The 13,393-nt window shown below is 31.7% G+C and carries 14 protein-coding genes; 5 read left to right on the forward strand and 9 right to left on the reverse strand.

Annotated features, from left to right (window positions below; translation table 11 throughout):
• Positions 1 to 29 precede the first annotated feature (29 nt).
• Genes ACZ0AH_RS11730 through ACZ0AH_RS11750 form a run of 5 tightly spaced genes read right to left on the reverse strand, consistent with a single transcriptional unit; the run spans position 30 to position 2,926 of the window.
• On the reverse strand, positions 30 to 500 hold the full coding sequence (locus ACZ0AH_RS11730) for a nuclear transport factor 2 family protein (RefSeq protein ID WP_463475982.1): 471 nt from the start codon (positions 498 to 500) through the stop codon (positions 30 to 32).
• Positions 501 to 550: 50 nt separating this feature from the next.
• On the reverse strand, positions 551 to 1,075 hold the full coding sequence (locus tag ACZ0AH_RS11735) for a hypothetical protein (protein ID WP_463475983.1): 525 nt from the start codon (positions 1,073 to 1,075) through the stop codon (positions 551 to 553).
• Between the two features lie 9 nt (positions 1,076 to 1,084).
• Positions 1,085 to 1,564: a hypothetical protein gene (locus ACZ0AH_RS11740; protein ID WP_463475984.1), complete on the reverse strand. Its 480-nt coding sequence runs from the start codon at positions 1,562 to 1,564 to the stop codon at positions 1,085 to 1,087.
• 6 nt (positions 1,565 to 1,570) lie between these two features.
• A complete protein-coding gene (locus ACZ0AH_RS11745; RefSeq protein ID WP_463475985.1) occupies positions 1,571 to 2,248 on the reverse strand; it encodes a peptidoglycan DD-metalloendopeptidase family protein in 678 nt (225 codons plus the stop codon).
• A 12-nt stretch (positions 2,249 to 2,260) separates the two neighbouring features.
• On the reverse strand, positions 2,261 to 2,926 hold the full coding sequence (locus ACZ0AH_RS11750; protein ID WP_463475986.1) for a spermidine synthase: 666 nt from the start codon (positions 2,924 to 2,926) through the stop codon (positions 2,261 to 2,263).
• A gap of 65 nt (positions 2,927 to 2,991) precedes the next feature.
• Between ACZ0AH_RS11750 and ACZ0AH_RS11755 the strand changes: the two genes are divergently transcribed.
• Positions 2,992 to 3,543: a 1-acyl-sn-glycerol-3-phosphate acyltransferase gene (locus ACZ0AH_RS11755; protein ID WP_463475987.1), complete on the forward strand. Its 552-nt coding sequence runs from the start codon at positions 2,992 to 2,994 to the stop codon at positions 3,541 to 3,543.
• A gap of 82 nt (positions 3,544 to 3,625) precedes the next feature.
• Here ACZ0AH_RS11755 and ACZ0AH_RS11760 read toward each other — a convergent pair whose 3' ends face one another.
• Positions 3,626 to 4,099 carry a helix-turn-helix domain-containing protein gene (locus tag ACZ0AH_RS11760; protein WP_463475988.1) on the reverse strand — a complete coding sequence of 158 codons (474 nt, stop codon included), beginning with the start codon at positions 4,097 to 4,099 and terminating at the stop codon, positions 3,626 to 3,628.
• Positions 4,100 to 4,411: 312 nt separating this feature from the next.
• On the opposite strand from ACZ0AH_RS11760, the gene ACZ0AH_RS11765 reads away from it, so the two are divergent.
• The 4 genes from ACZ0AH_RS11765 (at position 4,412) to ACZ0AH_RS11780 (ending at position 9,357) form a co-directional block, all read left to right on the forward strand.
• On the forward strand, positions 4,412 to 5,566 hold the full coding sequence (locus ACZ0AH_RS11765) for a M14 family metallopeptidase (protein ID WP_463475989.1): 1,155 nt from the start codon (positions 4,412 to 4,414) through the stop codon (positions 5,564 to 5,566).
• 77 nt (positions 5,567 to 5,643) lie between these two features.
• Positions 5,644 to 6,123, forward strand: coding sequence for an Lrp/AsnC family transcriptional regulator (locus ACZ0AH_RS11770; RefSeq protein ID WP_007805990.1), 480 nt, complete (start codon positions 5,644 to 5,646; stop codon positions 6,121 to 6,123).
• Positions 6,124 to 6,213: 90 nt separating this feature from the next.
• Positions 6,214 to 8,799: a phosphoenolpyruvate carboxylase gene (locus ACZ0AH_RS11775; RefSeq protein ID WP_463475990.1), complete on the forward strand. Its 2,586-nt coding sequence runs from the start codon at positions 6,214 to 6,216 to the stop codon at positions 8,797 to 8,799.
• A 42-nt stretch (positions 8,800 to 8,841) separates the two neighbouring features.
• Positions 8,842 to 9,357 carry a DinB family protein gene (locus tag ACZ0AH_RS11780; protein WP_463475991.1) on the forward strand — a complete coding sequence of 172 codons (516 nt, stop codon included), beginning with the start codon at positions 8,842 to 8,844 and terminating at the stop codon, positions 9,355 to 9,357.
• A 123-nt stretch (positions 9,358 to 9,480) separates the two neighbouring features.
• Here the strand turns inward: ACZ0AH_RS11780 and recQ are convergent, their stop codons facing one another.
• The 3 genes from recQ to ACZ0AH_RS11795 all read right to left on the reverse strand — a co-directional run bounded on the left by recQ (position 9,481) and on the right by ACZ0AH_RS11795 (position 13,349).
• Positions 9,481 to 11,799: a DNA helicase RecQ gene (gene recQ, locus ACZ0AH_RS11785; RefSeq protein ID WP_463475992.1), complete on the reverse strand. Its 2,319-nt coding sequence runs from the start codon at positions 11,797 to 11,799 to the stop codon at positions 9,481 to 9,483.
• Between the two features lie 163 nt (positions 11,800 to 11,962).
• The gene (locus ACZ0AH_RS11790) at positions 11,963 to 12,373 is read right to left on the reverse strand and encodes a DNA primase (protein ID WP_115848307.1); all 411 of its coding nucleotides are present in this window, start codon (positions 12,371 to 12,373) and stop codon (positions 11,963 to 11,965) included.
• A gap of 7 nt (positions 12,374 to 12,380) precedes the next feature.
• Entirely contained in the window at positions 12,381 to 13,349 is a 969-nt protein-coding gene (locus ACZ0AH_RS11795; protein ID WP_056253513.1) for a deoxyhypusine synthase family protein, read from the reverse strand.
• Between the last annotated feature and the right edge of the window lie 44 nt (positions 13,350 to 13,393).

A 13,393-nucleotide genomic window follows, 5' to 3' on the forward strand; every position in this document is an offset into this window, starting at 1 on the left:
CCGGTTTTATAATATTCAATTTAAGAAAATTATTTGGATTCCTGAAATTTTTGAAGTGACAATAAAGCTTGCTTTTGAACTTTTTTCTGAAAAAAGCCAGTCCAGCCCAATAAATATCCTGCTGGTCCAAAAGCTTGTTTTGACCATTTCCAGATATCAAAACTATCTGTGTGTTTGATAATTAGTCCGTCTTGAAATGCAAATTCTGCAGAAATTTTATTGATCACATTTCTGTTGGTTTTACTGAAATTGTAAGTCGCAACCCAATTTGCAGAACCAAAAAACTCATCAGCTTTTACGTTTGAAAATTCAATTTTAAGATTGCCTTTGCTTCTTAAAATCAACATTTCCCACATTTTACAAACTTGGTCTTCTTTTAATAAACCAAAAGCCGGATCTATAAAATGAATTTTTGGATGATAACATTCACACATTGTTTTAGCATCGGCATTTGCGAAAGCAGTATAGAATTTTGTAATTAAAACTTCGTTATCATTCATAATAAGTGGATTAGAGCATAAATATAAGATTTATTATATTAAATCATAAATTATAATACACTAATTTCTTTAGCGGTATCAAAAGATTTTTTTGATTTATCGTAAACCGTTGAAAAGTAATTCATTTTATTATGTGCGGTAAAATATCCTGTTTGATTTCCAAAAGTTGTCGGGCCTCCGGATATGATAAATCGGATGGCATAAATGTCGGTTTTTTTAAGTTTTGCAAACTCGGCAGGAGTAAAGTAATAGTAAGAAGATGTTTTTCCCTCAACACTTTCTTTGCTATTTTTATCCGTGCAGGCAATCACATCGCCATTTGCCAGATCTACATAAACGCCACCGGCAATTCGAGCTTTATCATTTGCTGTTGCAACCGTTAATTTTAAGATTCCACCTTTTTCTGTTTTTGCGATCTGAACATTTGCTTCGCCTGTAAAAGCATATTTCTCACAAATGAATGTATAATTTTGCGTGGCCGGATATGGTTTTGAACCATTTACTTTCATAGTTTCCTGAGCAGACACAAAAGTTGTAATCAACAGCAATACAAATAGTGGTAATCTTAAATTCATAGTTTAGCTTTATTGTTCTGTTATTTTAGCATCAAATTTTTCATCCCAATCCATTGATTTTATTGCCGAAATTAAATTTTCTTCGTTTACAAAAACACGTAACTCTTTGTTTGCTACCTTTTTAGAATATAAAGCATGATAGCGATAAATTACTTCTTGTTTTGTTTTGTAAACGCCATCTAATTTCAAATCAATAAAACTTCCGTAGTATTGTCTAAATCTTGTACACGTTTTGGTCAATCGTTCTTCGGTCGTGTTTTCCATAACCGACTTCGTAACTTCTGTTTCATTAAATGGTTTAAATTTAGAAGTATTACAAGTTTCTAAAACCCTTTTACCTAATTCATACGCTTTTTGCTGCTGGTTTGAATTGATTTCAGAACTAGCAACTCTCTTTATTTTTAAATCTTCTGTATCTCTGTTAACAACCGTTTTAGATTTACAGCCCATTAATAACAACAAACATATAATCAATCCTGCTTTCTTCATAACTATTTAAGTAATTTTTAATAATAAGTTTGGGTCGGGACAGTTTTCTATATAAAAGTTCAAATCATTTGTGTTGCAAACTCCGGGATAATCTCCCCAATATTCTTCAATATTTTTTATAATCTGAAAGTGCACATGAGGTGCATAATCTCCGTTAACTTCTGAATTTCCGAGAGTTGCAATTTTTTCTCCTTTTTTATAAAACTTCCCAACGGTAAGTTCCTTTATACTTTCTAACGATAAATGTCCGTATAAAGTATAAAATTTTTCATTTTCGACTTCGTGTTCTAAAATAATTGTGGGTCCGTAATCGCCCATTCCTTCATTATTTTTAAAACTGTGCACTTTTCCGTCAAGCGGAGCCAGGACTGCGGTACCCGCTTTTGTCCATAAATCGAGGCCGATGTGAATGTTGCGTTCCGGAATAGAATCGTTTTTAAAAATCGTACTTCGCTGATATAAAGTCCGGCCTTCTATATAACCGCCAAATGCTACTTCGGCATTATTTTTTTCTAAATAACCAAAAATAAAATTTTCGAATTCCTGAGCATTTTCAGGTTTAAATTCAGCCAATTCCTGATTGGTAACAGATAAATCTAAGGAAATGTATTTTGAAAAATCTATACTTGAATCAATTACTTTTGTAGGTGATAAGGCTTTTAAAATAGAGGCAAGGGGTTTCATAAAATTTAAAATTTAGGCTACTTTTTCAATTATTATTAATTCATTATGATCTTCGATGCGGGGCAGCATCCTGGTCATAAACAATTCGGGGTTTATTTCAGAAATGTATTTGCGATTTCTAACATTATGGGCTTCATCTAAAATCATGGTGTTGAAAAGAACAAATCCCTGATTTTTTAAAAGGAAACAAATGCGTTCGCTAAAAAATCTTTCAAACAAAAAATTAGGCATATTAATATCTTCAAAAATATCAATAATAATCAAATCATACCGCTCTTTTGTTTTTAAAACAAATTCAAATGCATCATCAATAATTATTTCGAGTTGTTTTATCTGATTAAGATTAAAATAGTCATTCGCAATCTGAATAATATCCGAATCTATTTCAACTCCCGTAATTTTGCCTTTATATTCAATTTCCTCAACCAATGTTTTTATAACGCTTCCGCCGGCAACCCCCAATAATAAAATATGGTCCATGGCCAGAATGGCATTATATCCAATATTTCTAAGTCCGTACCTTAATATACGCTGCAAACTTCCGTAAGAATAATTAGTGTTTTGTGAGTCTAAGACAAGTTCTCCGTTTGCCCAGGTTACTTCGATCATTTTGCTTCGGGCTGATTTTTTCTTGAATATTTTAACAGGAATAAGGTAACTGAATAATTTTTGAATCATTTTAAATGCTTTTACTCAAAATTACCACTTTAAATCTTTTATTTTGCATGAAAAAATAAATTTTAATGAAAAAACAATTGTACAAATTCATTTTTTTTAAGCTCATGGGCTGGAAAATTGTGGGAATTGAAAATGCTGAAGTGAAAAAATGTGTGATGATGGTAATGCCGCATACAAGTAATCATGATTTTTATTTAGGAATTTTTACAAGAGGAATCTCTGGACTTGAAATGAATTGGGTGGGAAAGAAGGAATTATTCAAATTTCCTTTTGGATATTATTTTAGAAGTGTGGGAGGCGAGCCTCTTGATCGTTCAGGCGGTTTAAACAAAGTAGATTCTATTGCAGCGATTTTTGATCGTAAAGAAGTTTTTCGTTTGGCAGTTGCGCCAGAAGGAACGCGCAAAGAAGTTACTGAAATTAGAAGTGGATTTTATTATATAGCGCTTAAAGCAAATGTTCCTATTATTCCGGTTGCTTTTGATTGGGGCAAAAAAGAAGTGAATCTTGGAAAGGCATTTTTTCCGACAGGAGATTATGAAGCTGATTTATCAATTTTGAAAAAACATTATGAAGATGTTGTTGGTAAAATTCCTCAAAACGGATTTCAATTGTAATTTTCGATATTTTTTTCACTTCTGTGAGAATCGCTTAAATTAAAATTATTTTGAAAATTTTTCAAATACGCGAAATTTAAAGCTACGGGACATATACCTTAAATGTCCCGTTTTTATAAAAAAAGACAATCTTCTCAATTTCGCTTTCTTCAGCGTTAAAATTTGAGTTTTTGATTTCGGGATAAATCCTTGTTTCTGTTTTTTCTTCCTTTGCATGAATTTCAGAAAATAAATCGGTGCTTTCAAAATTTTCATTTAATGAAATAGGAGGAACGGTTTTTGTTGTTTCAGAAACAATATTAGTTTTTGCAACTATATTTACTTCTTCACTTTTAGGAAAACTTCCTTTTCCGTTTAGAATCCAATAAAGATCTACATCCGGAAAAACGTCCAGAATTTTTAATACAAAATCTAAACTTGGTTTGTTTCTGCCTGAAAGCAGGTGAGACATACTAGAGCGCTGCACGCCAATTCTATCAGCAAAAGAAGAAGCATTTAGACCATAATAATCAAGTATAATTTCCAGTCTTTTTACAAAATCATCGATGTTTACCATTGTAAATTATTATTATTGATTTCTGTGTTTACAAATGTAATTAAAAGAAATCATATAACCTATTTTACAGTTGTAAATCATGTATTTAAGTATAAAAATAGCTAATTATAACTTTAGATAAATACATTTAACTAATTGAAATTTAATACTATATGCTTTTGTATTTAAAGTAATAACAATTGTTAACTGGTTTTTCTTTAAAACGAGAATAAACCCTTAAAATACTGTTTACAATTATAAATTATTATCTTTTTTAATTGTTTACAATTGTAAAAATAAAGATGTTTACTTTTGTAAACTAATCAAAAGACAATGAATTTAGAAGAATTATTTAACCAATACAAAGAACAATCTATAGAAGGCCGTTACTTAACTTTAGAACATATTCAGCCTTTATTAGATAAATTAAACACTAATAATCAGGTCAAAATTATAGGCAAATCTGTTTTGGATAAACCTATATATAGTTATGAAATTGGTACGGGAGAAACACGTATTTATCTTTGGTCACAAATGCATGGAAATGAAAGCACAACGACAAAAGCGCTTTTTGATTTCATAAATGTATTAAACGGCGGATCTGATTTTGCCAATAAATTACTCAAAACCTTTACATTTTATAGCATTCCGATTCTAAATCCTGACGGAGCTGCGCTTTATACACGCGAAAATGCAAATAAAATAGACCTAAATCGTGATTCACAAAATCTGACCCAGCCGGAAAGCAACGTTTTAAGAGAAGCTTTTGAAACCTTTAAACCACATTATTGCTTTAACCTTCATGATCAGCGTACTATTTTTGGCGCCGGTGATACCGGAAAACCTGCAACAGTTTCATTTTTAGCGCCTTCTTATAATGAAGAACGTGATATAAATGATAACCGATTAAAAGCTATTAATTTGATTGCAGGACTAAATGATGAGCTTCAAAAATATATTCCAGGGCAGGTTGGGCGTTTTGATGATTCCTTTAATATCAATTGTATAGGAGATACTTTTCAGTTTTTAGGAGTGCCTACAATTCTATTTGAAGCAGGTCATTTTCCTAATGATTATGAAAGAGAAATCACTAGAAAATTCATATTTTTCTCACTAATTACAAGTTTTAAACTCATCTCCGAAAACGATTTAGTTGATAACAGAATTAATGATTATTTGAATATTTCACAAAATAAAGTGGTTTTTTATGATTTTATGTATAAAAATATCAAAATAAATTATGATGGTATCGAAATTATTACGAATTTTGTCGCACAATACAAAGAAGAATTGATTGAAAATAAGATTCATTTTAATGCTTACATAGTTGAAGTAGGCGAATTAGAAAATTATTTTGGACATTATGAATATGATGGTAAAGAAGCTATTTATTCTGATGATCTCAATAATTTTCCGAAATCGAATCAAAAAGCAGATTTTTATTTAAATAAAAATGTTAAATTTGTTAACGGATTGATAAAAAGTTAATTTTTATGTGAATTTGTTGTTTTTTATATATATTTTTATACTTTGTAATAGCAATTAGTAATATTAATTAAAGAATTATGAGTAAATTTCGTTTAGATGAAGTAGATCACCAGATTTTAGATATGTTAATAGACAATACGAGAGTTCCGTTTACTGACATTGCAAAAAAACTATTGATATCTGCTGGTACAGTACATGTTAGAGTAAAAAAAATGGAAGACGCAGGTATAATAATGGGATCTTCATTAGCCTTAGATTATGACAAATTAGGGTATTCATTTATTGCTTATGTAGGTGTGTTCCTTAATAATACATCTCAAACTAAATTTGTATTAGAGCGAATCAACCAAATCCCTTTCGTAACAGTAGCATCTGTTACTACAGGAAAATTTAATATTTTTTGCAAAATTAGAGCAAAAGATACTAAGCACGCAAAAGAGGTTATCTTTATGATTGACGATATTGAAGGTGTTTACAGAACAGAAACTATGATTTCACTAGAAGAAAGTATAAACGATAAGAAGCGTTTGATGCATACTATTTTTAAAAATATGTAATTTTTTCTTGAATGCTATATTAAAATATAACCTCAAGTTTATTCTTGGGGTTTTTTTATGACTAATTAACCAACCAACTATAACACGATTATGTACACGTTACCAAAAATTGAACGTTTTAATCAGGATGTTCTCTCTAAATACCATATTTATAATAGTGTTTTTATAACATTACCATTTGATTCTATAGATAATACGGGGGTTTTACTTCCTTTATTTACAGAAACTTGCGAAACGGGCTTTAAAAAACAGGAAACGCCTAAAGAAATTTTTGATTTCTTTTCTAACAGATATCTTAATAACGCTTCTGAGACGGAGAAAATCGATTTAATGTTTCGATTTATTCAATATATAGAACGTCAAATTGTATTATTTGATGCGATTGAAGATGCGGCTTTTCCGGAAGTTAATAATATGGAAGGACGCGGTTCTTTGCGTGATATTAAAGAGAAATCAGATGCAAAAGAAAAAGACGATGAATTGATCGACTTTCTGGAAAACTTCAACGTAAGAACGGTTTTAACAGCGCATCCAACACAATTTTATCCTGGACCGGTTTTAGGAATTATAAATGATTTAACCGAAGCTATTCGACTAAATGATTTGTTGAAAATAAAACAATTATTAGCACAATTAGGTAAAACGCCTTTTATCCAGAACGAAAAACCAAATCCTTACGATGAAGCGGTTAGTTTAATCTGGTATCTTGAAAATGTGTTCTATGCAACTTCAGGAGAAATTGTGCATTATTTGCAAAAAAATATCCTTCAGGGAAGTGCCATTCAAAATCCGTTAATCAAACTTGGATTCTGGCCTGGTGGAGATCGTGACGGAAATCCTTTCGTTACAACGGATATTACTTTAAAAGTAGCAGATCGTTTACGTACCTCAATTTTGAAGTGTTATTACATCGAAATGAGAAACTTGAAACGTAAGCTAACTTTCTCAGGAGTAGATACTTTGGTATCTGAACTTGAACATAAACTTTATCGTTCTGTTTTTTATTCTAAAGGTGAAATTTACATTACTCTAGAAGAATTATTGTCACAATTAAATCTTATTCGTGATATCATTATCGAAAAACATCAGTCTTTATATTTAGATGAACTGGAAGCATTTTTGGTGAAAATTAATTTATTCGGATTTCACTTCGCAACTTTAGACATTCGTCAGAATAGTAAAATTCATGATGCTGTTTTTAACGATGTCGTGAATTATTATTTGAATTCAGGTTCAAAAATATTCCCTGCGAATTATTTCGAATTATCAGAAGAAGAAAAATTAGTTGTTTTATCTAAAGTTAAAGGCGAATTAAATCCTGCTGATTTTGATAACGAAATTACAAGATTGACTTTAGAATCTGTTCAGGCAATCAAAACCATTCAGAAAGCAAATGGTGAATTTGGAGCAAACCGTTATATTATTAGCAATAACGAAAGTGCGCTGAATGTGATGGAAACTTTTGCCATGATCAGACTGAACAATTGGGAAAATCCTACTGTAGATATTATTCCGCTTTTTGAATCAGTTGATGATTTACAAAATGCGCACCAAATAATGGAGCAATTGTATACAAATCCTGAATATTCTAAGCATTTACAAGCAAGAGGCAATAAGCAAACAATCATGTTAGGTTTCTCTGACGGAACTAAAGATGGTGGTTATTTAATGGCAAACTGGAGTATTTATCAGGCAAAAATTGCACTTACAGAAATCTCCAGAAAATACGGAATTAAAGCGATATTCTTTGATGGTCGTGGTGGACCTCCGGCTCGTGGTGGTGGAAAAACCCATAAATTTTATGCGTCTTTAGGACCAAAAATAGAAAATAACGAAATTCAGATCACGGTTCAGGGACAAACTATTAGTTCTAATTTCGGAACTTTAGATTCTTGTCGTTACAATATCGAAAACTTATTGAGTGCCGGTGTTACGAATCAGGTTTTCAGTAAAGGAAAAAATGAATTAAGCGCAGACGAAACTGAGATTTTGACGCAATTAGCCGGTTTAGGCTATGATAAATATTTGAGTTTTAAAAATCATCCTAAATTTATTCCATATTTAGAGAAAATGAGTACGTTGAAATACTACTCTAAAACAAATATCGGAAGCCGTCCGTCTAAAAGAAGTAAATCTGAATCATTGGATTTTGCTGATTTAAGAGCAATTCCTTTCGTTGGTTCATGGAGTCAGTTAAAACAAAATGTGCCAGGATTTTTTGGAGTAGGAACAGCTTTAAAACATTTTGAAGAAAGTGGGCAATGGGATAAAGTACAGGATTTATATCACAACTCTTTATTCTTTAAAACGCTTTTGGAAAACAGTATGATGTCGTTGGCAAAATCATTTTTACCATTAACAGCTTACATGAGAAAAGATCCTGAATTTGGTGAATTCTGGCAAATTATTTACGATGAGTTTTCAGAAACAAAACGTCTTTTATTGAAAATTGCTGGTCATAAAACTTTGATGGAAAATTATCCTGATGGTATAGCATCTATTCAGGTAAGAGAACGTATTGTGCTGCCATTGTTGACAATACAGCAATATGCTTTATTAAAAATTAATGAATTGAATAAAGATGCCAATGCAAACGAAGATTTGATTAAGGTCTATGAAAAAATCGTAACCAGATCTCTTTTTGGAAATACAAATGCAAGTAGAAATTCGGCTTAAAATAGAATTTAGATTAGTATAAAATTTTATAAATTATAAAAAATGAATTCAGTCCAATTATTAGAAACAGAATATTCCGGACCTTTTGCAAATTATGTTCGCGAAGCCGGAGAAGTAAATTTGATTGAAGAATTAGAAATTTGCCTTCATGATTTTATCAGATTTGTACAAAATATTCCATTAGATAAATTTGATTATCGTTATGCAGAAGGCAAGTGGACCATTAAAGATATTATTCAGCATCTTATAGATTGCGAACGTATTTTTGCTTATCGTGCTTTGCGTTTTTCAAGAAATGACAAAACACCATTGCCTGGATTCGAAGAAAATGATTATGTCGAAAATACAAATGCAAACGGAAGAAGCATTCAGGATTTGCTGACTGAATTTTCTGCTGTAAGACATTCTACTTTATTGTTTTACAAAAGTTTATCTGAAGAACAATTAAAACGAATTGGAACTGCTTCGACGCATCATCTTTCAGCAGCAGCTTTAGGTTTTGTAATTATTGGTCATCAAAAACATCATAAAAAAGTTTTTGAAGAAAGGTATTTGTAAGTTTACTTTTTTAATATAAAAAAATCCTGTGAAAAACATTTTTCACAGGATTTTTATTTTACAGATGATTTATAATTTCTACTAAGTCAAAAATAAAATAAAAAAATAAAAAAACCGAGAAAATTATTTTTTCAATTCTAATTTTTTCAATCTGGAGCTTATCGCGCCTTCGTTTCTTCCTAACAAAAGCGCTATTTCTTTCACTTTCTTTCCTTGATAAAAATTATGAACAAGCTCTGAATCTTCCTCTGAACTCCATTTTTTATAGGCTTCAGGATTTTCTAATCTTTTCTCATCCAATGAATAAGCTTTAATTTTTAGCTTTTCATCATCATTTTTGTGCCTTTCAAGAAAAGCTAATCCAAATCGAATTTTATCGTAAGACATTTTTTCTTCAAAATAATCATAATACGGTTTCAATGCAGTTGGAAATTCAAGTTCGATTTGCGCTTTTTGCAATTGAGAAATTTCTTTTTCTGCAACAAACTGACTTAAATCAAAATCATGTCCGTCAACATATAATTTAGCCAAATGTGAAATAATAGTAGTTTGTCCTAAATTTCTTTTTTCTGCAATTTCCTGTACCGAAGCGCCACTTTCAAACATTTCTAAAGTTGTTTTATAGGTGTTGCCTTCTTTTTTAGCCTTTGCATTTGTTTTTTTTACTTTTTCGTAATAAACAATTGCATCTATAAATTCCTGACCATATTTTTCGAGTTTTACTTTTCCAACACCTTCTATGGCAAGAAATTCTTCATCGCTCATAGGTCTCAAGATCTCCATTTGCCTTAGGGCAGCATCACTAAAAATTACATATGCCGGAACTTCTTCATCTTTAGCAATCTCATAACGTAGTTTTCGAAGTATTTCAAATAAAGAATTTTTCGCTGTTTTTGCTTTTACTTCTTTAATTTCATTTTTATCGACTACTTTTTTAACAACCGTTGTTAGTTTTACTTTTTCTCCTTCAAACAAAACTTTCCTTGCAAAAGGAGTCAATAAAATTTTATTATGCTGATGAAAAGCAATTTCGCAATATCCAAGATTTATTAACTGAATAAGGTATTGATTCCAATCGTACCATGAAATGTCAGTTCCAATTCCGTACGTTTTTAAGCTTTGATAATTTTTTTCGTAGATATACGCGTTTTTCGAGCCTCTTAAAAAATCGACAATTACAGCCAAAGGCTCAGATTCTTGTAAACGGCTAATGGCAGACAATGCTTTTTGCGCGAGAATCGTCCCATCAAAAAATGTTGGAGGTTTTTTGCAAATATCGCAATTACCGCAATTTTCATTTACCAATTCTCCAAAATAGGAGAGCAGGATTTTTCGTCTGCAGCTCAAAGCATCTGCATATTGTTTCATTCGCTCTAATTTTGCAAGCTGAACATCAGAATTTAATCCTTCAGAAGCAAATTTTTGAAGCTGAATTACATCTGCATAACTTTCGAACAAAATCGTTTCGGCAGGTAAACCGTCACGGCCTGCACGTCCGATTTCCTGATAATAACCTTCAATGTTTTTAGGAAGATTGTAATGAATAACCCATCGAACATTCGATTTATCGATTCCCATTCCAAAAGCAATTGTGGCACAAACCACCTGACAATCATCATTTATAAACTCGTCTTGTGTTTGTGCACGAAGTTTATTTTCTAAACCGGCGTGATATGCTTTTGCCTTAATTCCTTTTTTTTGTAATTTTTCAGCAAGTTCCTCGGTTGTTTTTCTGCTTAAGCAATAAATAATGCCTGATTCATTAGGCTTATCTTCTACAAAATCAATAATTTGTTTGACACGATCTAAAGCCGGACGAACTTCCAGACTTAAATTTTTCCTGTCAAACGAGGCAACAAATGTTTTAGGATTTATTAGTTTTAATTGTTTGGTAATATCGGTACGCGTTGCTTTATCGGCTGTGGCAGTCAAAGCCAGAACAGGAGTAGAGGGGAAGCGGCTTTTTAGATATCCCAAATTGGTATAAGCTGGACGAAAATCATGTCCCCATGACGAAATACAATGTGCTTCATCAATTGCAATTAAACTGACTGTCAACTCATTAAAAACAACATCTAGATAAGATAAACTTTCCGGAGCAATATAAACGAGTTTAAAGGTATTCGATTTTAAATTGTCTATATAAAATTGCTGTTCTTCGCTGGATTGGCTGCTGTTTATATAACAAGCATTAATTCCGTTCGTTTTTAAGCTGTCAACCTGATCTTTCATCAGGGCGATCAAAGGCGAAATTACGATAGTAATTCCTGGTAAAACCAAAGCCGGTAATTGAAAACAAATCGATTTTCCGCCACCGGTTGGCATAATCGCCAACGTATCCTGACCGGAAAGTATCGTATTTATAATAGTTTCCTGATTGGGCCTGAATTTTTCAAATCCAAAATTTTCTTTTAGCTTGGCGTGTAATATTTCTGAATTCATTTTGGCTAAGTTTTATTATTCATTAAATATAATTAATAAATAGTAGTATTTTTCTTATTTAATAAAATAATTTATTTTAGAATCAGCTTGTAATTCAAAATTAGCATCATAAAAAAAGGAACCCTGAAATAGAGTTCCTTTAATTTATTTTGAAAGAGATAAATTAGTCTTCATCGTCTTCATCATCATCGTCATCTGCAATATCATCCGGGTCTCTGTCATCATCGTCATCGTCATCTCCGCCATCTGTATCTGGTTTATCTATCGCGTCATCATCATCGTCGTCATCAATATCATCATCAAGATCAAGACCTTTTACTGGTTCGATTGTATCAACATCAACGTCGATATCATCATCTTCATCGTAATTTTCGATTCTATCAGCAAGTTTTGTACTAATTTTTACTAAATAAATAGTGTCTTCAGTACGAACTTCAACAGCTTCGATCAATTCGTTTTTAGCATTTCTAAAACGGATTACATCCGAATCATCATAACCATCAGGAAATTTTTCTACCAAAAGGTTCAAAATTTCGTTGGTAAGTTTAGCGTAGTCTACTATAACTCTTTTCATAAATATCCTATAAATCTAATAAATAAGCAAAAATTAACGGTGCAACAATTGTAGCATCCGACTCAATAATAAATTTAGGGGTTTTAATATCTAATTTACCCCAAGTAATTTTCTCGTTTGGAACCGCTCCGGAATATGATCCGTAACTTGTTGTTGAATCTGATATCTGGCAGAAATAACTCCAAAACGGAATATCATGCATTTCCATATCCTGATACAGCATTGGTACCACACAAATAGGAAAATCTCCTGCAATACCACCACCAATTTGAAAAAATCCAATTCCGTTAGCACTATTTTTTGGATACCAATCAGAAAGGAATACCATATATTCGATTCCTGATTTCATGGTAGACGCTTTTAAATCTCCTTTGATTACGTATGAAGCAAAGATATTTCCCATTGTACTATCTTCCCATCCCGGTACAATAATAGGCAAGTTTTTCTCAGCAGCTGCATACATCCAGCTATCTTTTAAATCTATTTCATAATATTCTTCTAAAACACCTGATAATAGCATTTTATACATGAATTCATGCGGAAAATAACGCTCACCTTTGTCGTCAGCATCTTTCCAGATTTTGTAAATGTGTTTTTGTAAACGACGAAATGCTTCATGCTCAGGAATACAGGTGTCAGTAACACGGTTTAATCCTCTTTCAAGCAAAGCCCATTCGTCTTCTGGTGTCAAATCACGGTAGTTAGGAACTCTTTCGTAGTGTGAGTGAGCCACTAAGTTCATGATGTCTTCTTCTAGATTGGCTCCGGTACATGAAATAATCTGTACTTTATCTTGTCTAATTATTTCGGCAAAAATTTTACCAATTTCTGCTGTACTCATAGCGCCAGCCATACTTACCATCATTTTAGCACCATTTGCCAATTGTTGTTCATACGCTTTTGCAGCATCAACTAAAGAAGCAGAGTTAAAGTGTAAATAATGTTTTTCAATAAACTGACTGATTGGTCCTTTCATTTTGTTTTGTTTTTGTTTTTTTTTGAATTAAAAGTTAACCTTTT

It is taken from the genome of Flavobacterium sp. AC105 (genome assembly GCF_979258495.1).